Source organism: Aeromonas sp. 19NY04SH05-1, from assembly GCF_040581895.1.
Taxonomy (GTDB): domain Bacteria; phylum Pseudomonadota; class Gammaproteobacteria; order Enterobacterales; family Aeromonadaceae; genus Aeromonas; species Aeromonas enteropelogenes.
On sequence record NZ_CP095328.1, the window covers coordinates 2,092,219 to 2,111,991 of the forward strand.

Here is a 19,773-nt window from a genome sequence, read left to right on the forward strand (position 1 = left end):
TACGTACAGATAAAAAATCAGGGAGCCATGGCTCCCTGTGTGAGGAAAGTTATTCAACAAGGAATAACAAACTAACCGATGACCGGCATTCGTTGCCATCCAGCGTTCTGCTGGTTCCCCTGATTAAGGCCTTGAGTGCGGCGCTGATAACGCCAGGCCAGCAGCAAGGGCATGCCAAGCAGCAGCTGGGCTACCAGCGGGATCTCCTCGATGGGGGCCGCCAGTGCACCCTCCGGGATAATCCCCCCCTCAATCTCGGCCGCGAGTTTCAGCTCGAGGGCGCTGCCAAAATCGGCGAAGGTGGTGGCGTTGATGACAAAAGCATCCTCGCCGCCGGCGATATTGTTCAGATACCAATCCTGCAGCACCCCATCAGGGTAGTCCTGGCCTATGGTGATGCCGTTGATGGTATCGATGCCGGAGGCGAGCAGCTGATCCCGCACCGTCGAGGTATCGAGCCCTGCGTTCTGGATCCCGTCACCGGAGACATCCATCACCTGACGCGTCGCGGTGAAATCGTTGGTATCGAACTGCAGGGCACCGAATTCCATGGCCGAGCCCGGCGCCGTCATCCCCGAGTAGGGGCGTGTCAGGGCGTCCAGGGTGGCGGCAAACTCGTTGATGGAGGTCATGTCATAGAGATAGAACCAGTCGGTCATCACCGCCTGCTGGGTCGAGCCGCTCCACATCACCATCTGCACGGCGATGGTGCCCAGCTTGCCATCGCTGGTATCCAGGATGGCGTCTTGCACCGCCTGGCTGTAAAACGCATCCACATACCCCTGCAACTGCAGGTTGAACTCTGACGCGCTGACGCTGCCCGACACATCCATCAGCAGTTGCAGCTCGGTATCCACTTCGGTCAAAGCGTAGGCGGGGGCGCTGACCAGCAGCATCCCCACCAACCCTGCCAACGGTTTTAGTCTCATAACTCACTCCTTCTCCTTGGGGCCTGGCCCTGATCCTCAGTGCCGATGGGGAGAATGAATAAAGCGTGCCACTTTGCAGGGATCAGCAGCAGGCATGAAATTTGCGGTCTTCGCACAGGATGAAAACGAACAAGTGCGGGGTGAGGCGATGGAGATCCGTCCCTGGCAGTGGGCGCCCAATTGGTTGCTGTTGGGCCTGGTCAATCAGTGGGCCATGGTGTGGCTCAATACGGGCCACTTCAACCTGCTGGTGGTGTTGCTGATTGCCATCTGGTGGCAAATTGCATCGCGGGTTGCGCCAACGTGGCAACCTGGCCGCGCCGCTCTGCTGCTCTTCTCGCTGCAGCTGTTGATCCCGAGCGCCAGTTGCAAGGCGCTGGCCTGCCTGCTGCTGGCCGCGAGCCTGTGGCGGCGTCAGCAGCCTTGGGACGAGCGCGCCGCGCTGCACATAGTGGTGGCCTTCACCCTGGCCGTGCTGTGGGGGCAGCAACTCTTTGCCCTCTGCTCCGGCCCCGTGCTGGCGCTTGATGCCTGGGGAGTGGGTCAGTGGCTGCAACTGCTGGGGTGGGAGACGGTGCAAAGCGGCAATCGCATCGAGCGGGTGGGGGGCCATGCCCTGATCGTGCTCAAGGGCTGCTCCTCGTTCTCCCAGCTCTATCTGGTGGCGCTGGCCTGGCTGGTCTCCTCCTGTTGGCTCGCCCCCGGGCGGGCGCTGCACCGTCAGCTGCCCCTGCTGGGGCTGGTCTTGCTGCTCTATATCGGCAGCAACCAGTTGCGGCTGGTGCTGATGAGCCTGGATCTGCGCTGGTACGGCTGGCTGCATACCGGCACGCTCGCCCAGCTCTACCAGTGGCTGGTGCTGTTGCTGCTAATGACACTGCTGTTTCGAAGGGGGCGCCATGTCACCACCGATTAGGGGCTATCTCTGGCTGGTGCTGCTGGCACTGGCCTCCACCGGCGCCATGGGGTGGCGCTATCAGCACCGCCAGCCTGTGGATGGCACGCGCCAGATGCTGCAGGAGCTCCGCCAGCTCGGCTGGCAGCGGCAGGGGGCCAGCCCCTTGCTGGGGGGCACCTATGTGGGCTACCGACTGCGCCACCCAGATTGTGACGGGGTCTTGCAGGCGATGGCGGTGGCCCCGGATCGGGAGGCCATGTCGGTAAGACTCGCAGGCGCTGGCCAGCTGCAGGGGGTGATGTTTCAGGGTCAGTGGCACCCGGAGCCGCCACTGCTGGCCTATCGGCTCAATCAGGGCTGGCACAAGCTGTGGGGCGACGCGCCGGCCCCCCTCTATCGGGTGGCGCTACCTGCGGCCTGTCTTGCCCTTATTGCGCCTGGCGAGCCTCGCTGAGGGGGCTCGCCGCATTGGCCGGCAACACCCGGATCAGCAGGCTGTTCGGGGCCAGCATGGGGTCGTAGCGCGGTTCGAGCTCGATGGCGCGGGCACTGAGCAGGCTGGCCAGCTTGCCAAGACGGCTGCTGGCAAGGCGCGCACTCTCCAGCATGTCGGTCTGCGGCCCGGGGCCGCTGATAAGGGCTATCTTCGCCGGATCCCGCTGGCCGAGAAACTGGTGCAACTGCTGCTCCTGATCCGCCGCCAACATCACCGCTTCCTCCTGATAAGTCAGCGACAGCTGGACCTGCTCGGCCAGCTGCTGCTGGCGCAGTTGCGCCAGCATGGGGAAGGGATCCTCGGTGGGCGTCTGGCGGGCACAACCACTGAGTAGCAAAGAGGGTAGCAAAGAGGGCAGCAAGGAGAGCAGCAAGCCTGCGGCAAGCTTGATGTGGCGGGGGCGACGCCCGGCACTCTGGCGCCCGGAAGCCTTTATGTTGGTGACGTTCTGATGCGGCATAAGCTGGCCAGTCAGGGGGATGAATTGGCTCCAGTTTGCAATGTTTTCAAGCGCTTGGCCAGTTGTTCAATCTCGCCGCGAAAGCTGGCCCAGCGGTTGGCGGGGAGTGCTTCGGCCTGCTGCCAGCGGCTGGGCACCGCCTCGCGCAGTCGCTGCAGCAGCAGGGCCGCCTCCACCTGTTGGCGCGCCGCCTGCTCGAGCCAGGCGAGCCAGCGCAGATCCTCGATGCCCTGTTGCAGCAGCAGCAGATCGTAGGAGAGGCGATGAGCCTCGCAGGCCTGCGGGCCCAGCAGCAGAAAGTCGCTCTCGCGCCCGTCGGTGGGGTCGTAGGGCAGGGCGGTGGGCATGCGCCCGTGCCACTGCAGATAGCCCTCGGCCCCGCTCTGCCAGAGGTAGAAGCCGGCGGCGCGCGGGGTGCCGAGGTTGTAAAACCAGGGGGTGGCCCCGGCGGCCCTCACCCGTTCCACATCGGCCTTGTCGGCGCCAAAGCCTGCGTTGACCAGGGCTATCTCCACCTCGCCAAGCAAGGGCGCCTGGGCTGGATGGTTGAAGTGACCGGCCCGCACCACGGCGGGATCCCGCCGCTTCATCTCGCTGGCCATGGCTTGAATGGCGGGCAGGGCGCCGAGATCGGGCTCGTCAAACAGGCTCCAGGCCAGGGGCGGCAGCCCCTGGGCGCGAAAGGCGGCCTGGCGCTGCTGCCAGGCATCGAGCCGGCTGTTGGTGTCGCTGCCCCAGCGCTTAAGCGAAGCGTAGGCCAGCAGCGGCATGTGAAAACCAAGGCCGATGGCCTCCTCCTGGGTGGTGCGCATCCCGGCTTCATCCTGGGGTAGGGCGGGGGCCACGCCGCTTATCCCAAGCCCGGCGAGCCGCGCCAGATCGCAGCGACTGGCGGCCAGCTGGGCGCTGGCCAGCTCCGGGCCCTGGTTGAACCAGCCAAGGTAGGGGGGCGCGTCGAGGTAGATGCCGACCGGCTTGCTGGCGGCGGGCAGGATCAGGGGCAGCACCTCGACGTCCAATGGCAACTGCACCAGCTGCTGGTGGCTGAGCAGCTGGATGTTGCCCTGATAGCGCCCCGCCGGTGCATCTCGTGGAATGGGAAGATGCAGCACCAGGCGCCTTGGCACCCAGCGCTTGAGGGTGAGCCCCGCCCCCCCCTCCACCAGCTCCTGATCCGAGGGGAGCAGCAGGGTGCCGCTCGCCTGGGGGCGCACCAGATGCCACTGGCCGTGGTAGGGGGTCAGCGGCAGGGTAACGCCATTGGCCGCCGGCGGCTGGATCACCAGCAGCGGGGCGGCGTCATCCTCGGGCGTCTCGATGACAAACTCCAGCAGCAGCTGGCTGCCTTGGGCGGCCAGTACGGGAGTGGCGGGGGGGGCCGAGCTGGCCCTGGCACTCAAGGTCGGTTGCCCCTGGGCGATAGGGGTCAGGGTGAGGCGAGCGGGGGATTCTGGCAGCGAATAGGGAGCCAGGGCCCACTTCTCCGTAAAGAGCTGGCGCTGCTTGGCCAGCACCCGTCGGGTGGCTTCGGCCAGCGGGTGAGGGCTAGCCTTGGCGTCAGCCTGCTTGTCCGCCGCCGGATAGGGGGCCAGCAGCAGGCCGGCGAGGAATTTTGCATCCGGCGAGTTGCCCCCCAGAGTGAGGGTGAGCGGGCCGCCCGGGTGCTCGAGCACCAGGCTGACCGGCCCCCCCTGGCGGGCACCAAACAGCTGCCAGGGGTCGGGATTGGGCAGCGCCTCCTGCTGCTGGCCGGCGAGATAGCGCTGGGCCAGCCACTCGCCCGGCTGCCACCGCTCGGCCCAGACCGGCTCGCCATCGATCAACACGCTGCGCTCGAGGGGGTGGGGCAGGTACTCCCACTCGCCCGGATCGTCGAGCCAGAGGGTGAGCTGGTAGCGCCCCTTGGGAACCTTCAGCCTGACGCCGTCGAGGTTGCGCAGCCCGTCGCGGATCAGCGCATCGCCGGAGGGGCGCAAGACGGGGCTGGGGTGGCCAAGCAGACGCGGATCCCCCGGTGCCAGGGGCTCGAAACCGGTGAAGCGGGGGGCGTCGCTCGCCCCCAAATCGAGGGCAATGGTGCTGGCGGGCAAGGTCAGCCCGGGGGACCAGTACCAGCGTGTCAGGGTGAGCGGCGCCGCCCCGTCAGCCATGAAGAGATAGAGCTTGGTGAGCTGGTCGAGGGCCAGGGCCCTGGGCTGGGCGGTGCGCCAGTCGCTTAACGAAAAGCGCAGGGTAAAAGGGCCCGGGGGGATGATCCGCTCCAGATTGACCCGGCTGCGGTAGTTGACCGAGGCGGCGTCATCGACCCGCAGGATCAGGGTCTGGGGGCCTGCCGCGGGATTGTGACCCTCGATCACCAGTTCATCATCCGCCCCGACGGCCCAAGGCAGGCGCTCGAAGGTGAGCCGCTGGGGCGTCTGCTCGCCGCTCAGCGGCAAGGGGGTGGGGCCATCAAGGCGGCTCGCCGCCAGAACAGTGCTTCCTATTGCCAAACTTCCCATTGTCAAACAGAGGGCCGGCAGGCTGAGGGTGAGCAGGCCGAGTATCCGTAGCCAGCATGTTCTGTGTAAACGCGCCGCCAGCCAGATCATCAGAGCAGCCCCGCCAGCCAGTTTTTCAGCTCATAGGCCCTGTGATCCCAGCTCTGCTGCGCCACTGCCTGCTGGCGACTCTGGCGCCCTTCGCTGCGAGTCAGTGCTTCCCACTCGTAGCGCTGGAACCAGTCCTGGGCGGGAGCGTCGAGGGCGGCACGCTGGATGGCCTGGGCCAGGCTGTCGCCCGGGCGGGGCAGATGGACCAGCGCCCGATAGCCGTCCAGCGCCGGAAAATCGGTGCTGACCACGGGCCGGCCGGTCGCCAGATACTCGCGCAGTTTAAGCGGGTTGCAGGCCCTGATCTGGGCATTGTCGACGAAGGGCAGCAGGCTCACCTGCCAGTGCTGGGCGTAGGCGGCCAGGGTGTGGTGCGGTCTCGGGCCGAGCAGGTGCACGTTCGGCAATCCGGCGAGCGGGCTCAGATCGGTTTGCTTGGGCCCTATCAGCACCAGATCCCAGTGGGGCAGGGCGCGGGCGGTGTCGGCCAGCAGGGGGACGTCAATCCAGTCGCTCAGGCTGCCGTAAAACCCGGCGATGGGGCGCCCGCTCGGCAGGTCCGCCGGCCGTGGTTGGGGTGGCATAAAGAGCCCGAGATCCACCCCGTGGCTCAGCAGCCGGGTCTTGTGGGGGGGAAAGCGGCTGGCCAGCGCCGGACTGGCGGCCAGGATAAGGTCTGCCTTTTCTACCAGCCTGGCCTCGCAGCGGGCGATGGCTTCGTGATCCACCCCAGCGAGCGCCGAGAAGTCGTCGCCGCAGTAGTAGATCACCGCCCGCTCGCCGAGCTTGCCCACCAGATCCACCGCGCTTGGCAAGGAGATCCAGAGCAGCGGCTTGTCGAGCTCGGGCAGCTGGCGGCGGATCTGGGCCGCCAGCCAGTGGCCGTTGATCCGCCCCGCCAGCGGGCTGCCGGGCAGAGGCAGCGCCAGCGGCGGCATCACCTGGGGGGTCGGCCCGCTCTGGATGGCGGTTGACTGGGCCTGGCCCTTGGCCGGGCGGCGCAGCACGGCCCCCAGCTTGCGACCGAGCCGGCCGAGGTCGCGCACATTGAGGCGGGGGCGGCGCAGGCCAATGGAGTTGACCCAGAGCACCCGATAGTCCGGCAGCAGGCGCTTGATGAGGTGCTGGGTGCTGGAGGGGTGCTGACCCCAATCCTCCCCCAGTACCACCAGTTGGGGCTGTGCGCTCGACGGTTTCATGGCTGCTTCTCCTCACTCGGGCGGCTGGCGGCACTCTCTGCCAGCGCGTCGCGGCAATCTTGTGCATCTAGGGGGCGCAGCACCCGGGCCGGCACCCCGGCGGCCAGCACCCCGGCGGGCAGGCTATGGGTCACGATACTGCCGGCGGCGACCACGGTCCCCGCGCCTATGGTCACCCCCGCCATCACCATGGCGCCGGTGCCGAGCCAGACGTCATGCTCGAGCACGATATCGCCGACCTGCTCGTCCCGATCCGGCAGCCCCCGGGCCCGCTCCTGGGCATCCAGCGGGTGGCCAGGATAGCCCGCGAGAAAGGCGCGCCCGGCGATGCGCACGTTGTCGCCGAGCACTACTTTGCTGCCCACGGCGATGGTGGTCTGCCAGCCGATGCCGACGTTGTTGCCAATCCTGAGAGCGGGCCCCTTGCTCGAGGGGCGGCCGCTGATGGTCATGGCGGCGCTGAGGCGACAATCCGCCCCCACCTCGATTGACACGGGGCCGCTGATAAAGGGGATGCCGCCGTAAAGGTAGAGGCGGGGGGCGGGGGTGCGCAGGCGGGACTGGAACAGCGGCGTCCACCAGAGGGTGCGGGTCAGGGTGGCGAGTGTCTGGCTTGCCAGCCGATAGAGGCGATAGAGCAGGCCGTGCAGGGGCGGGATGAGCGGGAAGCTCCAGCAGCGGGCCCCCTTGGCGAGGCGCCACAGCAGGCGGGCCAGCGGCGTCTCTCCCTGCTTGGCCCAGGTTTTCATCCGGTACAGGCTGATGCTGTTCATGGTGTGCTCTCCCTTGGCTCTGTTGCCGTCATGGCCGACCAGTCAGGCACTAGCAGGGATCGGGCCAACTGACGCTCAGCATGCTGCCGGCTCACGCCGGCCGCCTGCCAGGGGGTTGGATGGCAAGGCGCTGTGCAAATTGCGCCGGCCGGGCTGCAAAACGCAAAAATCAGATTCATTTTGGGCCTGATGTGCGTTGCTGTGAAGGTCGAGAGCGCGACATGCAGGGCTCCGCGGGGAATTGCACCGGCTGGCGTGCCCCTTGCATTGGCTGACCACAGATGACCCAAGATCCGTTGCCTGGTGGCTGGGAGGCCCTATGAGACTCGGAGTAAACCAGATAGCCATGCTCTATTACGCCGCCGGCCTCTTGTTGATGAAGGGGATCTCCCTGCTGATGCTGCCGGTGCTGACCCATCTGCTGGCGCCGCGGGAGTATGGTCAGCTGGAGGTGCTCTTGACCATCATCAACCTGGGCTCCCTCATCCTGGGGTTCGGGCTGGTTGACGCCCTCTACCGCTTCGCCGGGATGGCGGCAGATGAGGGCGAGCGCAAGCAGGTGGTGGCGCGGGTGTTTGGCCTGGTCTGGATCATCGCCCTGGCCAGCCTGGTGCTGCTCTGGTGGCTGGCGCCCCTGGTGCAGCGACTGCTGCCAACCGAAACCCGCCTTGCCGATGTGCGCTGGGTGCTCAGCGCCCTGCCGTTCGAGGGGGTGATCGGGGTGCCGCTGGCCTGGCTGCGGATGCGCAATCAGGCCCGTCTCTTCTTCGTGGCCACCGCCGGCAAGGCGGTGATCCAGTCCCTGCTGACCGCCTGGTGGCTCTGGCTTGGCTGGGGAGTGAGCGGAGTGCTCGCCTCCGGCACCCTTACCTGTGTCGGATTGGCGCTGCTGCTGAGCCTCTGGCAGTGGCGCGATGGCGGTATCCGCTTTGACTGGCAACACTACCGCCCCCTGCTGCGCTACGGCCTGCCGCTGGTGGTGAGCGGGCTGGCGGGCTTTGCCTTGAGCGGGCTGGATCGCTGGCTGCTGGCCGAGCACGTCGGCGAGGCGCTGCTGGCCTACTACGCGGTGGCGGGCAAGCTGGCACTGGCGGTGGGGCTTCTGCTGCAGCCCTTCGCCCTCTGGTGGTATCCGCGCCGCTTCATGCTGCTCAAGGAGCCGGACGGCCTGCGCCTCAACGCCCACTACAGCGTGCTGGGCTCCGTGCTGGGGTTCGCCACCGCCGGGGTGGTGGGGCTCACCGCCCCCCTGCTCATTCGCTGGCTCACCCCGGAGAGCTACCACGGGGCCATCGCCTATATTCCGCTGCTGGTGCTGGGGATGGCGGTGCGCAACGTCTCTGACCTGCTCAATGTCGGTTGCTTCAGCGGGGAGGAGAGCAAGGCCCAGATGGTTATCAATCTGGGATGCAGTTTGCTCGGCGTCATTGGCTTTTTGCTCGCCATTCCGCGCTTCGGGGTGGCCGGGGTGATCTGGACCCTGCTGCTGGTCTACCTGGTGCGCGCGCTCGCCTTCTATCTGGTGAGCCAGCGGTTGCTGCCCTTGCCATATCGCCTCTCGGCGCTGTGGGCGAGCGGTGCCGGTTCCCTTGCCATGATGTGGCTCGGCCAGTGGTGGGCAGGGCAATGGGCCGCCTGAGCCACGCCCTCTGGGGGCTGACTGCCACCCTGCTGGTGGCCGGACTCTGGTGGCGGCTGCCGCACCCGCTGCTGCTGCCGGTGCTGGGGCTGGCCATTCCCGCCATCTGGTTTGCCCTGCGCTGGCCGTTTCTGATGGTGCTGGGGTTCGTCACCTTCTCGTTTTTCCGCCTGCACGAGGTGTTTCCCCAGCTCTATCCCCTCAAGATCCCGCTGCTCTTCTCGCTGGCGGCCATCGGCGCCCTGGTTTGGCACACCCTGCTCACCGGCCGCATCACCCCCTACTGGAGTCAGCCCCTCAGCTGGTTGACCGCCTTCTTCGTGATGGTCTCCATCGGGGTGCTGTTTGCCAGCAACCGGGGGGAGGCGATCGCCACCTGGACCGGCAGCTACAGCAAGATCTACCTGATGACGCTGGCCACCGCCTGGCTGGTGCGCAGGCCGGAGGACTTCGCCCTGGCGGTGCGGGCCTTCGTGGTGGCCGGCTGCATGGTGGCGCTGGTGGCGCTCTACAACAAGAGCAGCGGCATCGGGCTGGTGGAGGGGACCCGGGTCACCATAGGACGCGAGCTCGGTTCTGTGCTGGGGGATCCCAACGATCTGGCGCTGGTGCTGCTGTTTCCCGCCGGCTTCTCCTTGAGCCTGCTGCTCAACCGGGGCAACGGCCTGGCCGGGCGCATCCTGGGGGCGGTGGGGTTCGTGCTGGTGGCCGCCGCCATCATCGCCACCCAGAGTCGCGGCGGCCTGCTCGGGATCTGCGCGGTGAGCGGCATTTTTGCCTGGCAGCGGGTGCAGTCGAAAACCGTGCTGATCCTGTGCGGCACCCTGGCGCTGCTGGTGCTGTTTGCCGCCGCCGGGATAAGCGACAGGGCCTCCGGCGGGGCGGCGGAGAGCGGGGTGGATGCCTCGGCCATGGGGCGGCTTTATGCCTGGCAGGCAGCCTGGGGCATGGCGCTGGCCCATCCGCTCATCGGGGTGGGACTCTCCAACTTCTACTACAACTACTTCTTCTTCAGCCCCCACTGGGATGGCCTCAACCACGCGGTGCACTCCACCTGGTTCGGGGTGCTGGCGGAAACCGGCTTCGTGGGGCTGTTCATCTTCATCGGCATGGTGGTGGTCACCCTCTACCGGACCTGGCGCTGCTCACTGGATGGCATGCCTCCTGCAGTAGTGACTGCCATGCAGGGGGTGATGGCGAGCATGGTGGGGTTCGTCATCTCGGGATCCTTCCTGACCCAGGGCTTTACCTGGCCCATCTATCTGGAGCTGTCGCTGGCGGTGGCAGCCATCAAATATGTCCGGCAGGCCAGAGAAGTGGAAATGGCCATGGCCGAGACAGAGCGGGATAAACAGGAAAAGGGAGCAGAGTCATGAGCGCAACCCCCATTTTGCTGGTGCATTACGGCGAGAACTGGATCCGTGGCAGCGAGCGCTGCCTGCTGGATCTGCTGGCTCACCTGGATCGCAGCCGCTTTGCCCCCCTGCTCTGGTGCAACAGCCAGTTGCTGGCGGAGGAGGCGGAGTGCCTCGGAGTGAAGGCGGTGGTCGAGCCTTTCTCTCTGTTGCTGGGCTGGCAGGCTCCCCGCTTCGATCTGGCCGCCCACCGGGCCCTGTGCCAGCGGGCGCAGGCGCTGATAAGTGAGCATGGCATCACTCTGGTGCACGCCAACAGCGCCGCCCCCTGCCAGTGGCTGGCCGGGGTGTGCCGCAAGATGAAGGTGCCGCTGGTGTGCCATCTGCACGCCCGTTATCAGCCCAGAGACAGGTTCACCCTGCGGGTACACCAGGCCAACGTGCTGATCGGGGTGAGCCAGCCGGTGCTGGCCCCCTGGCGGGAGGATGGTTGTGAGCACAGCCGGCTGGTTCGTATCGCCAACGGGGTGGACGGCGCGCGCCTGAGCGAAGGGCGCCACTGGCCCGTGCTCGGCATGCTGGATTTGCCGCCGGGGGAGCTGATCCTGGCCACCATAGGGTCGCTGATCAAGCGCAAGGGGGTGGACCTGCTGATCCGCTCCCTGGCCGAACTGACCCGACAGGGGGAGGAGGCGCAGCTGCTGGTGATTGGCAGCGGCCCCGAGCTGGCCGCGCTCACTGCATTGGCAGCAGACCTGGGAGTGGCCGAGCGGGTGCACTTTCTCGGGGAGCGGCCCGACAGCGCCGCCATCCTGAGGGGCGGGGTGGATCTGCTGGTTTCCGGCGCCCGCGAGGAGGTGTTTGGTTTGACGTTGGCCGAGGCGGGCATGCTGGGGTTGCCGGTCAGCGCCTATCGGGTGGGGGGGATCCCCGAGGTGGTGGAACACACGGTGACCGGTCTTCTGGCCGATCCTGGCGACTGGCGCCAGATGGCGGCTCATTGGCAGCGATTGGGCGATCCGGCCCTGCGCAGCCGATTGGGGCGGGCAGGGCAGAAGCGGGCTAACCAGCTGTTCACTGTCCGGCGTTATGTGGAGAAGGTGAGCGAGCTCTGGTCGGCGGCGCTGGCGGGGCGCTGGGACAATCCCGAGCGCCCTCCCTATGGACGCATGCTGCGCTGGCTCGGCCAGCGGCTGCTGGCCAGGGTGGGTCTCGCGGGGGAAGGCCTGCTGGCCGGGGGCCGGGCCGCGGTCATCCAATCGGACGAAGGAGTGCAATCATGACTCAGAACCATGAGCCGGCTGCCGGGAAGGCAGAGCAAAAAGGCGGGGCTCGGAAGGGGGGAAAGCTGGTGCTGGTGGATCCCATCTCCTTTCGCGGTGGCTCCAAGGTGGCCACCGAGGTGATGCTGGAGGAGCTGGCCGGGCGATTTTCTGAGCTGGCCTGCCATGTGTTGACCCAGGATCCCGACTCCTGGCCCCGTTGCCGGCACCACAGGCTCTGGCTCCCTTCCTGGCTGCGGGGTCGCGAATCCGGGGCCGGTTATCTGCTCAAGCAGGGTTGGCAGACTCTGATGATCCTGGCGCTCTGTTGGCGATTGGGGCAGGTGCGCTGCCTGCTGGCTGCCTCCGGCCCCGGCGTGGATCTCTGCAGCTACTGGGCGGCCAGGGTGCTCGGCATTCCCGTGGTGCAGCTTATCCACGGGCCGGTTGGCTGCTCCGGCCTCTCGGCGCGCGCGTTGCGACGAGCCAGCCAGGTCTGTTATCTCGAGAGCTGCCGCCCCTCCCTCGGGGCGCTGTTGAACCGGCTCGGCGAGTCGGCGTTTCCCGCCCACTGGCAACCTTTCACCAATGGTCTCGGTGATGAGCAGTGGCCAACGGCCACCCGGGGCGGTACCCGTATCCTGTGGGCGGCCTCTTTGCTGCGCTGGAAGGGATTGGAAACCATGCTGGCGGCCCATCAGGCCATGAGCGGGCCACGTCCCGAACTGGAGGTCTGCTACCTGCAGCCCAGGGGAACCTTGCAGCCCTGCAGCCAGCCGAGACCGGATCTGCCCGATACCCGCTGGCATGCCAATCCCGCCAATCTGGACGAGATCCGCGCCCGCTGCGGCATCTTCGTCTCGACCAGCCATCAGGAGCCGTTCGGTCTCTCCATTCTGGAGGCGATGGCTGCCGGCCTGTGCGTGGTGATCCCTGCCGACGGGGCCTGGTGGGACAGGCAGCTTGGCGATGGCATCCATTGCTGCAAATACCTGCCGGGAGATGCGGAGGATCTGGCCCGGGTTCTTGGTGCCCTGCAGGCGGATCCGGCGCGGGTCAGCGCGCTTGGCGCCAACGCTCGCCAGCTGGCAGGTGCCGGGTACCGAGCGGGGCAGACCTATGCCGGTGTGGTGGACGGTTGGGAGAGGCTGCTTCGCTGATAAAAAGCAATCAGCGTGCTGTTGCGCAACATATTTAAAGGGGGCGAAAGTGCAACTCGCTAATAGTGTACGCCTCCATGAAACAAGAATTATTATCAATATCGCGAAGGCGTTCTATCTATTTACGTCTTGGTCAATCCGGCAAGGTGACGTGAAGGTAAATGTTTCTGTTTCAGGTGTTAACATCAGTGTTTTTCAATGGTTAACGACCAGGTTATAAATCAGTTTAAATGATTGTCTGCTCTCCTGAAGGCCAGCCTTTATTCACACTGAAAATTTGAATGCTGATGCATTTTATTGCCGATGAGATCCCCTATAGCTGCCTCTTAATATCTACTATTCATGGTTGTCGCCCTCATCTGGAGCAGTTTGTTAGAGGGAGGGAAGTCGTGCCAGGATACTCTGAACGCCAGGTTTGGCAAGGTCTGCGGCGCTGTCCGTCAGCCATGGAGTTAGGAGGCGTAAGCCCTGGCTGGGGGCGGTGGCATATATGCAGCATAATGGCTAAAGGTATATATCATTAGCCAGTTATGGCAAGAAAACAGTCTGTTAAATAAGCCTGTTTGAACCACTTTACGATGTGTTAAATAAAATAAAAAAGAACAAGCTTTGCCTCTTTGATTAATTAATTAATATCCAATTAAAATTATAAAAACCACGGGGCATTAAGTATCCCTTTGGGGGTAAATGAGGTTATTTGTGATGTAACTCGCCCGGAATATATGGGTAACCCCAAGGGAATTGATGGAGATCAATATAGCAGGGGGAGTGAATCCTTAGCATTTCCGTTACTAAGCATTTAAACAAGTGCTCACAAACGGGAATAAGAAGAATGGTCGAGGATAATTTTTTATCGGCTCATGGAATTAGTCGCCGTGATTTTATGAAATTGTGCGCCGGGATGGCCGCAACCCTGGGATTAAGTCAACATGCGGTGGCCCAGATGGCCACGGCACTCACCAGCCCCGAGCGGCCTCCGGTGATCTGGATCGGCGCGCAGGAGTGTACCGGTTGTACCGAATCGCTGCTCCGTGCCACTCACCCCACCATAGAGAACCTGATCCTCAACACCATTTCGCTCGAGTATCACGAGGTGCTCTCGGCGGCCTTTGGCCATCAGGCGGAACAGAACAAGCACAACGCCATCGAGCGTTACAAGGGCAAGTACGTGCTGGTGGTGGATGGCTCCATTCCGCTCAAAGATGGCGGCATCTACTGCATGGTGGCCGGTGAACCCATCGTCGATCACATTCGCCGCGCCGCAGCCGACGCGGCCGCAGTCATCGCCATCGGCTCCTGCTCCGCCTGGGGCGGGGTACCCGCCAGCGGTGGCAACCCCACCGGGGCCGTGAGCCTGGAAGAGGCCCTCGGCAATATCGGCACTCCCATCATCAATATTCCGGGTTGCCCGCCCAACCCCCACAACTTCCTCACCACGGTGGCCTACTACATCACCTACGGCAAGCTGCCGGCGCTGGATGCCAAGAAGCGCCCGTTGTTTGCCTACGAACGGCTCATCCACGAAAACTGCGAGCGTCGCCCCCACTTCGATGCCGGCCGCTTTGCCAAGGAGTTTGGCGACGAGGGCCACCGTCAGGGCTGGTGCCTCTATCACCTGGGTTGCAAGGGCCCCGAAACTTACGGCAACTGCTCGACTCTGGAGTTCTGCGACATCGGCGGCGGCATCTGGCCGGTGGGTATTGGCCATCCCTGCTACGGCTGCAACGAGCAGGGGGTGGGTTTTAGCAAGGGGATCTTCCAGCTCGCCAAGGTGGAAAATCCCACCCCGCGGGCAGAAAAGCCCGACGTGGCCATCCAGGAAGGGGGACACATCACCCCGACGGCCAGCGGTCTCATCGGTGGCGCCCTCGGGGTGCTGGTCGGGGTGAGTCTGATGACGGTGCGTGAACTCGGTCGCCAGCAGAAGCGCCACGAAGCCGGGCAGCACCCATCACGGGAGGAGTAACCGTGAACAGACGCAATTTCCTCAAATTCGCCTCCGTCGGTGCACTGGCGGCGGGCACCACCGTTTCCGGCAACGCCCTCGCGGGCGCCCAGAACAACCCGCCCATACCCGGGGCGCTGGGCATGCTGTACGACTCCACCCTCTGCGTCGGTTGTCAGGCCTGCGTGGCGGAGTGTCAGCGCCTGAACGGCAACCCGGCCAATCCGGCCGGCGATCAGATCTGGTCCAACAACGACAAGCTGACCCCCTACACCAACAACATCATCCAGGTGTGGCGAAGCGGCACCGGGGAGCACAAGGATCAGCTGGTGGATGGCTACGCCTACATCAAGAAGCAGTGCATGCACTGCGTCGATCCCAACTGTGTCTCCGTCTGCCCGGTGCAGGCCCTGAAAAAGGATCCCAAGACCGGCATCGTCCACTACGACCCGGACGTCTGTACCGGTTGCCGCTACTGCATGGTGGGCTGCCCCTACGACGTACCCAAATACGAGTACGACAACCCCCTGGGCGCCATTCACAAGTGCGAGCTGTGCAACCAGAAGGGGCTTGAGCGGATCGATCAGGGCAAACTGCCCGGTTGTGTCGAGGTGTGCCCCACCGGCGCCGTTATCTTCGGTACCCGTGAAGAGCTGCTGGCCGAGGCCAAGCGCCGTCTGCTGGCGCCCCCCGGCAGCGAATACGCCTATCCACGCCAGACCCTGCAGGCCAATGACCCTTACCTGCACCAAGTGCCCAACTACCAGCCCTACGTCTATGGCGAGAAAGAGGGCGGCGGCACCCAGGTGCTGGTGCTGGCCGGCGTGCCCTACACCAAGCTCGACATGCCCGATCTGCCGGAGCTCTCTTCCGGCGCCCGCTCCGAGCATATCCAGCACACCCTCTACAAGGGGATGGTGCTGCCCATGGTGGTGCTGACCGGCCTCTCGGTGCTGATCCGCCGCAATACCAAGAAGAACGGCCACGATCACCACCATGATGCAGGCCACGATCAGGGTAGTGACAAGGGAGGCAAGGATCATGAGTAATCACAAGGCGCATCCGCTCGGCGGCAAGCTGGTCAGCTGGCCGGTGCTGGTGCTCGCGCCCTTCGCCGTGCTGTGCGGCATGCTGATCTTGAAGCGACTGTTTTTCGGGCTGGGCTCGGTCACCGATCTCAACGGGGGCTACCCCTGGGGTCTGTGGATCTCCTTTGATCTGCTGATCGGTACCGGTTTCGCCTGCGGTGGCTGGGCACTGGCCTGGGCCGTCTACGTCTTCAACCGGGGCGAGTATCACCCCCTGGTGCGTCCGGCGCTGCTGGCGAGCCTCTTTGGTTATTCCCTGGGGGGGCTCTCCATCACCATCGACGTGGGTCGTTACTGGAACCTGCCGTACTTCTACCTGCCGGGTCACTTCAACACCTCCTCGGTGCTGTTCGAGACGGCGGTCTGCATGACCATCTACATCGGTGTGATGGCCTTGGAGTTCGCACCCGTGCTGCTGGAGAAGTTCGGCTGGAAGACCTCCATGGCGCGGCTCAACAAGATCATGTTCTTCATCCTGGCGCTCGGGGCCCTGCTGCCCACCATGCACCAGTCCTCCATGGGGTCATTGATGATAGTGGCGGGGGAGAAGATCCATCCGCTCTGGCAAAGCTACGAGCTGCTGCCGGTCTTCTCCTTGTTGACCGCCTTCATCATGGGCTTCTCCATCGTCGTGTTTGAGGGATCCCTGGTGCAGGCGGGACTGGCGGGGCGCGGCCCCAACGAGAAGCCGCTCTTCTACAAACTGACCCAGGTGATCGACATCTTCCTGATCCTGTTTGTGGCCCTGCGCTTTGCGGAGATCGTCATCCACGACAAGTCGGAGTACCTCTCAGAGTGGAGTCGCTACTCCATCATGTTCTGGAGCGAGATTGCGCTGATGATCTTCCCGCTGCTGGTGTTCCACTGGGACAAGAGCCGCCGCGACTCGCGCATGTTGTTCCTGGGGGCACTCAGCATGTTGCTGGGCTCGGCCCTCTGGCGACTGGATTACTCCCTGCTCGCCTTCAACCCCGGCAATGGCTATCACTACTTCCCCAGCACCGAGGAGGTGCTGATCTCCCTTGGCTTCGTTGCCATCGAAGTGTGTGCCTATTTGCTGCTGATCCGGCTGTTGCCGGTACTGCCATCACTTGAACGTGTTCACCAAGATTATCAGGCCCGAGGGAAAGCCAACGTATGAGCCAACGTATCACCATAGACCCCATCACCCGCATCGAGGGGCACCTGCGTATCGACTGTGAAATCGAAGGCGGAAAAGTGACCAAAGCCTGGTCATCCGGCACCATGTGGCGCGGGATGGAAGAGATCGTCAAGGGCAACGACCCGCGCGATGCCTGGATGATAGTGCAGCGCATTTGCGGGGTCTGTACCTCGATCCACGCCATCGCCTCGGTGCGGGCGGTGGAGAATGCCATCGGCGCCAAGGTGCCGGTCAATGCCCAGTACATCCGCAACCTCATCATCGCGGCTCACAACATTCACGATCACATCGTTCACTTCTACCAGCTCTCCGCGCTGGACTGGGTGGACATCACCGCGGCCCTGCAGGCCAACCCGCAGAAGGCGGCGGACATGCTCAAGGGGGTATCGACCTGGTCCCTCAACAGCGCCGATGAGCTGACCAAGGTGCAGGACAAGATCCGCGCCCTGGTGGCGAGCGGCCAGCTCGGCATCTTTGCCAACGGCTACTGGGGTCACAAGGAGATGAAGCTGAGCCCGGAGGTGAACCTCATCGCCGTGGCCCACTACCTGCAAGCCCTGGAGTGCCAGCGCGATGCCAACCGCATTGTCGCCATCCTGGGGGGCAAATCCCCCCACATCCAGAACCTGGCGGTGGGCGGTGTCGCCAACCCCATCAACCTGGATGCGCCGAGTGTGCTCAACCTCGAGCGCCTCATGTATGTGAAGAGCTTCATCGATCGCCTCGGCGAGTTTATCGAGCAGGTCTACAAGGTGGACGCCGCCATCATCGCCGCCCACTATCCCGAGTGGCTGACCCTGGGGCAGGGGGCCAAACACTACCTGAGCGTGCCTGAGCTCCCCACCGACGGCAACGGCGGCAGCTTCCTGATGCCGGGCGGCTACATCGAGAACGGCGATCTGGCGAACTATCGTCCCATCGAGAGTCACCAGGATGCCTGGCTGATGGATGGCATCGCCGAGAGCAACAAGCACGCCTGGTACAAGGATGACGAACCCCTCAAGCCCTGGGAGGGCAAGACCGAGCCGAACTACACCGGCTGGCAGGATGACGGCAAGTACTCCTGGGTCAAATCCCCCACCTTCTACGGCAAGGTGGTGGAAGTAGGGCCGCTCGCAGACCTCTTGGTGAAACTCGCGGCCAAGCACCCGGACACAGTGGCCCATTTTGATCAGCTCAATGGGGTCTACAAGACCCTCACCGGGGCGGCCATCAAGCCCGAGCAACTGCACTCCACCATGGGCCGCATCATAGGCCGGGCGGTGCGCTGCTGCGTGCTCAAAGACACCCTGGCGCACCAGTGGCAGGCGCTGGTGGAGAACATTGGCAAGGGGGACACCACCGCCTATATCAAGGCGGAAATCCCGGCGGACAAGGAGTTTCGTGGCGTGGGCTTTGAAGAGGCCCCGCGTGGCATGCTTTCCCACTGGGTGGTCATCAAGGAGGGCAAGATCGCCAACTATCAGGCGGTGGTGCCTTCGACCTGGAACTCGGGTCCGCGCAACTTCAACGATGAGCCCGGCCCCTACGAGCAGTCCCTGGTGGGCACCCCGGTGGCCGATCCCGCCAAGCCTCTCGAGGTGGTGCGCACCATCCACTCCTTTGACCCCTGCATGTCCTGCGCGGTCCACGTAGTGGATACCCAAAATGGCGACGTGACCCAGGTGAAGGTGCTGTGATGAATACCCTGATCCTGGGAGTGGGCAACCTGCTGTTGAGCGACGAGGCGGTGGGGGTGCGCATCCTCGAGGCGCTGGGGCGCGAATACCGCTTCGCCCCCGGCATCGAGCTGCTCGACGGCGGCACCGCCGGCATGGAGCTGCTGGAGGCCATGGCGAGCCGCGATCACATCATACTGGCGGACGCGGTGCGAAGCGGCAATCCCCCCGGCACCGTGGTGACCCTGAAGGATGAGGAGATCCCGACCCTGTTTGGCCGCAAGATCTCCCCCCATCAGCTGGGGCTGGCGGATGTGCTCTCGGCACTGCACATGACGGGGGAGTCGCCCAAGCGGCTCACCCTGATCGGGGTCGAACCCGAGTCCCTCGAACCCCATATCGGCCTCACCCCCGTGGTGGCGGCGGCGATGGAGGAGGCCAAGGGGCGGATTTTGACCCTGCTGGCCGAGCTCGGTACTCCGGCCATTGCGCTCTCTGAAGAGGAGCGGGCAGAGATGCACAAGGAGGGCCTATGGCGCAGTCCCATTTAAGCGAGGCACCCGCCGGCGTGGCCGAGTTTGCCGGTCTTGCCGAAAACCCGGCTCCCTTGCTGGTGGCCCAGTACCAGCGCATCGCCCGGGACGAGATGCAGACACTGCCCTTTTATCGCCAGGGCATACCGGTTGTGGCCGAGTGCGTGGCGTTTGAGGGGCAGTGGCTCGGCTGCGTGCTCACCCCCTGGATGCTGAGCGTGGTGGTATTGCCCGGGCCGGATCAGCTCTGGCCGCTGCGCCCCGTCGCCTCGCGCCTGGCGCTGCAACTGCCCTGCGGCAACATGACCTTTATGGTGGGGGAGTTGCCGGAGACGGGGCAGCTGCTGGCCTGCTCGCTCATGTCTCCCCTCGATCCCCACCTTGGGGCCGAGGAGGGGCGGGCGCTGGTGAGCAGCACCCTCAAGATGCTGCTCTCGCTGCCGGTACAACAGGGCGGTGGCGCCGTGGATCTGGGGCGCCGACGGCTGTTTGGTTGCCGGCGCCTGCCGGGTGCCGCTGGCGCCGAGCGTTAGGTTTCATCCGTCATCAGGTTTAGAATAGGGGCCGTTTTGGCCCCTCACTCGCATCTTTCGCCGGCGAATTGTTGCCCGCGATGAGTGACAAA

Annotated in this window: 17 protein-coding genes; 12 read left to right on the forward strand and 5 right to left on the reverse strand. The window is 64.7% G+C overall.

Annotation, left to right across the window (positions count from 1 at the left end; genetic code table 11):
- Window positions 1–71: 71 nt before the first annotated feature.
- Window positions 72–929, reverse strand: coding sequence for a DUF1194 domain-containing protein (locus MRK42_RS09665; protein WP_338612274.1), 858 nt, complete (start codon window positions 927–929; stop codon window positions 72–74).
- A 94-nt stretch (window positions 930–1,023) separates the two neighbouring features.
- Between MRK42_RS09665 and MRK42_RS09670 the strand changes: the two genes are divergently transcribed.
- Together MRK42_RS09670 and MRK42_RS09675 are read left to right on the forward strand one after the other, a co-directional pair.
- Complete coding sequence (locus tag MRK42_RS09670) at window positions 1,024–1,845, forward strand: hypothetical protein (protein WP_338612275.1); 822 nt, start codon at window positions 1,024–1,026, stop codon at window positions 1,843–1,845.
- Window positions 1,829–2,281, forward strand: a complete 453-nt coding sequence (locus MRK42_RS09675) for a hypothetical protein (RefSeq protein WP_338612276.1) — start codon at window positions 1,829–1,831, stop codon at window positions 2,279–2,281. Before MRK42_RS09670 ends, MRK42_RS09675 begins: the two co-directional genes overlap by 17 nt.
- Here MRK42_RS09675 and MRK42_RS09680 read toward each other — a convergent pair.
- The 4 genes from MRK42_RS09680 to MRK42_RS09695 form a co-directional block, all read right to left on the reverse strand.
- Window positions 2,256–2,783, reverse strand: coding sequence for a hypothetical protein (locus tag MRK42_RS09680; protein WP_338612277.1), 528 nt, complete (start codon window positions 2,781–2,783; stop codon window positions 2,256–2,258). The two genes, MRK42_RS09675 and MRK42_RS09680, sit on opposite strands and share 26 nt — an antisense overlap.
- 11 nt (window positions 2,784–2,794) lie before the next feature.
- Complete coding sequence (locus MRK42_RS09685) at window positions 2,795–5,284, reverse strand: hypothetical protein (RefSeq protein WP_338612278.1); 2,490 nt, start codon at window positions 5,282–5,284, stop codon at window positions 2,795–2,797.
- Between the two features lie 89 nt (window positions 5,285–5,373).
- A complete protein-coding gene (locus MRK42_RS09690; RefSeq protein WP_338612279.1) occupies window positions 5,374–6,573 on the reverse strand; it encodes a glycosyltransferase in 1,200 nt (399 codons plus the stop codon).
- On the reverse strand, window positions 6,570–7,346 hold the full coding sequence (locus MRK42_RS09695) for an acyltransferase (RefSeq protein ID WP_338612280.1): 777 nt from the start codon (window positions 7,344–7,346) through the stop codon (window positions 6,570–6,572). The genes MRK42_RS09690 and MRK42_RS09695 overlap by 4 nt, the downstream gene beginning before the upstream one ends.
- A gap of 319 nt (window positions 7,347–7,665) precedes the next feature.
- Between MRK42_RS09695 and MRK42_RS09700 the strand changes: the two genes are divergently transcribed.
- From MRK42_RS09700 to hybE, 10 genes are all read left to right on the forward strand, one after another.
- Window positions 7,666–8,985, forward strand: coding sequence for an oligosaccharide flippase family protein (locus MRK42_RS09700; RefSeq protein ID WP_338612281.1), 1,320 nt, complete (start codon window positions 7,666–7,668; stop codon window positions 8,983–8,985).
- Window positions 8,973–10,361, forward strand: coding sequence for an O-antigen ligase family protein (locus tag MRK42_RS09705; protein ID WP_338612282.1), 1,389 nt, complete (start codon window positions 8,973–8,975; stop codon window positions 10,359–10,361). Before MRK42_RS09700 ends, MRK42_RS09705 begins: the two co-directional genes overlap by 13 nt.
- The gene (locus MRK42_RS09710) at window positions 10,358–11,623 is read left to right on the forward strand and encodes a glycosyltransferase family 4 protein (RefSeq protein WP_338612283.1); all 1,266 of its coding nucleotides are present in this window, start codon (window positions 10,358–10,360) and stop codon (window positions 11,621–11,623) included. The genes MRK42_RS09705 and MRK42_RS09710 overlap by 4 nt, the downstream gene beginning before the upstream one ends.
- The gene (locus MRK42_RS09715; protein WP_338612284.1) at window positions 11,620–12,762 is read left to right on the forward strand and encodes a glycosyltransferase family 4 protein; all 1,143 of its coding nucleotides are present in this window, start codon (window positions 11,620–11,622) and stop codon (window positions 12,760–12,762) included. Before MRK42_RS09710 ends, MRK42_RS09715 begins: the two co-directional genes overlap by 4 nt.
- Before the next feature lie 832 nt (window positions 12,763–13,594).
- Window positions 13,595–14,728: a hydrogenase 2 small subunit gene (hybO, locus tag MRK42_RS09720; protein WP_042026457.1), complete on the forward strand. Its 1,134-nt coding sequence runs from the start codon at window positions 13,595–13,597 to the stop codon at window positions 14,726–14,728.
- A gap of 2 nt (window positions 14,729–14,730) precedes the next feature.
- The gene (hybA, locus tag MRK42_RS09725; RefSeq protein ID WP_042026456.1) at window positions 14,731–15,756 is read left to right on the forward strand and encodes a hydrogenase 2 operon protein HybA; all 1,026 of its coding nucleotides are present in this window, start codon (window positions 14,731–14,733) and stop codon (window positions 15,754–15,756) included.
- Window positions 15,749–16,936: a Ni/Fe-hydrogenase cytochrome b subunit gene (gene hybB / locus MRK42_RS09730; protein ID WP_026457707.1), complete on the forward strand. Its 1,188-nt coding sequence runs from the start codon at window positions 15,749–15,751 to the stop codon at window positions 16,934–16,936. The genes hybA and hybB overlap by 8 nt, the downstream gene beginning before the upstream one ends.
- On the forward strand, window positions 16,933–18,636 hold the full coding sequence (gene hybC / locus MRK42_RS09735; protein WP_224209523.1) for a hydrogenase 2 large subunit: 1,704 nt from the start codon (window positions 16,933–16,935) through the stop codon (window positions 18,634–18,636). The genes hybB and hybC overlap by 4 nt, the downstream gene beginning before the upstream one ends.
- Window positions 18,636–19,166: a HyaD/HybD family hydrogenase maturation endopeptidase gene (locus tag MRK42_RS09740; RefSeq protein WP_338612285.1), complete on the forward strand. Its 531-nt coding sequence runs from the start codon at window positions 18,636–18,638 to the stop codon at window positions 19,164–19,166. Before hybC ends, MRK42_RS09740 begins: the two co-directional genes overlap by 1 nt.
- Window positions 19,148–19,681 (forward strand): hydrogenase-2 assembly chaperone, encoded by a 534-nt coding sequence (hybE, locus tag MRK42_RS09745; protein ID WP_338612286.1) that lies wholly within the window; start codon window positions 19,148–19,150, stop codon window positions 19,679–19,681. The genes MRK42_RS09740 and hybE overlap by 19 nt, the downstream gene beginning before the upstream one ends.
- The last annotated feature ends 92 nt before the right edge of the window (window positions 19,682–19,773 follow it).

What these genes read in the sequence shown, in the direction of transcription:
- MRK42_RS09740 (WP_338612285.1), top strand. Translation starts at nt 18,636, where the DNA reads ATGAATACCCTGATCCTGGGAGTGGGCAACCTGCTGTTGAGCGACGAG.
- hybE (WP_338612286.1), top strand. Translation starts at nt 19,148, where the DNA reads ATGGCGCAGTCCCATTTAAGCGAGGCACCCGCCGGCGTGGCCGAGTTT.
- MRK42_RS09670 (WP_338612275.1), top strand. Translation starts at nt 1,024, where the DNA reads ATGAAATTTGCGGTCTTCGCACAGGATGAAAACGAACAAGTGCGGGGT.
- hybB (WP_026457707.1), top strand. Translation starts at nt 15,749, where the DNA reads ATGAGTAATCACAAGGCGCATCCGCTCGGCGGCAAGCTGGTCAGCTGG.
- MRK42_RS09710 (WP_338612283.1), top strand. Translation starts at nt 10,358, where the DNA reads ATGAGCGCAACCCCCATTTTGCTGGTGCATTACGGCGAGAACTGGATC.
- MRK42_RS09680 (WP_338612277.1), bottom strand. Translation starts at nt 2,783, where the DNA reads ATGCCGCATCAGAACGTCACCAACATAAAGGCTTCCGGGCGCCAGAGT.
- hybO (WP_042026457.1), top strand. Translation starts at nt 13,595, where the DNA reads ATGGTCGAGGATAATTTTTTATCGGCTCATGGAATTAGTCGCCGTGAT.
- MRK42_RS09695 (WP_338612280.1), bottom strand. Translation starts at nt 7,346, where the DNA reads ATGAACAGCATCAGCCTGTACCGGATGAAAACCTGGGCCAAGCAGGGA.
- MRK42_RS09665 (WP_338612274.1), bottom strand. Translation starts at nt 929, where the DNA reads ATGAGACTAAAACCGTTGGCAGGGTTGGTGGGGATGCTGCTGGTCAGC.
- MRK42_RS09700 (WP_338612281.1), top strand. Translation starts at nt 7,666, where the DNA reads ATGAGACTCGGAGTAAACCAGATAGCCATGCTCTATTACGCCGCCGGC.
- MRK42_RS09705 (WP_338612282.1), top strand. Translation starts at nt 8,973, where the DNA reads ATGGGCCGCCTGAGCCACGCCCTCTGGGGGCTGACTGCCACCCTGCTG.
- hybC (WP_224209523.1), top strand. Translation starts at nt 16,933, where the DNA reads ATGAGCCAACGTATCACCATAGACCCCATCACCCGCATCGAGGGGCAC.
- MRK42_RS09715 (WP_338612284.1), top strand. Translation starts at nt 11,620, where the DNA reads ATGACTCAGAACCATGAGCCGGCTGCCGGGAAGGCAGAGCAAAAAGGC.
- MRK42_RS09675 (WP_338612276.1), top strand. Translation starts at nt 1,829, where the DNA reads ATGTCACCACCGATTAGGGGCTATCTCTGGCTGGTGCTGCTGGCACTG.
- MRK42_RS09690 (WP_338612279.1), bottom strand. Translation starts at nt 6,573, where the DNA reads ATGAAACCGTCGAGCGCACAGCCCCAACTGGTGGTACTGGGGGAGGAT.
- MRK42_RS09685 (WP_338612278.1), bottom strand. Translation starts at nt 5,284, where the DNA reads ATGGGAAGTTTGGCAATAGGAAGCACTGTTCTGGCGGCGAGCCGCCTT.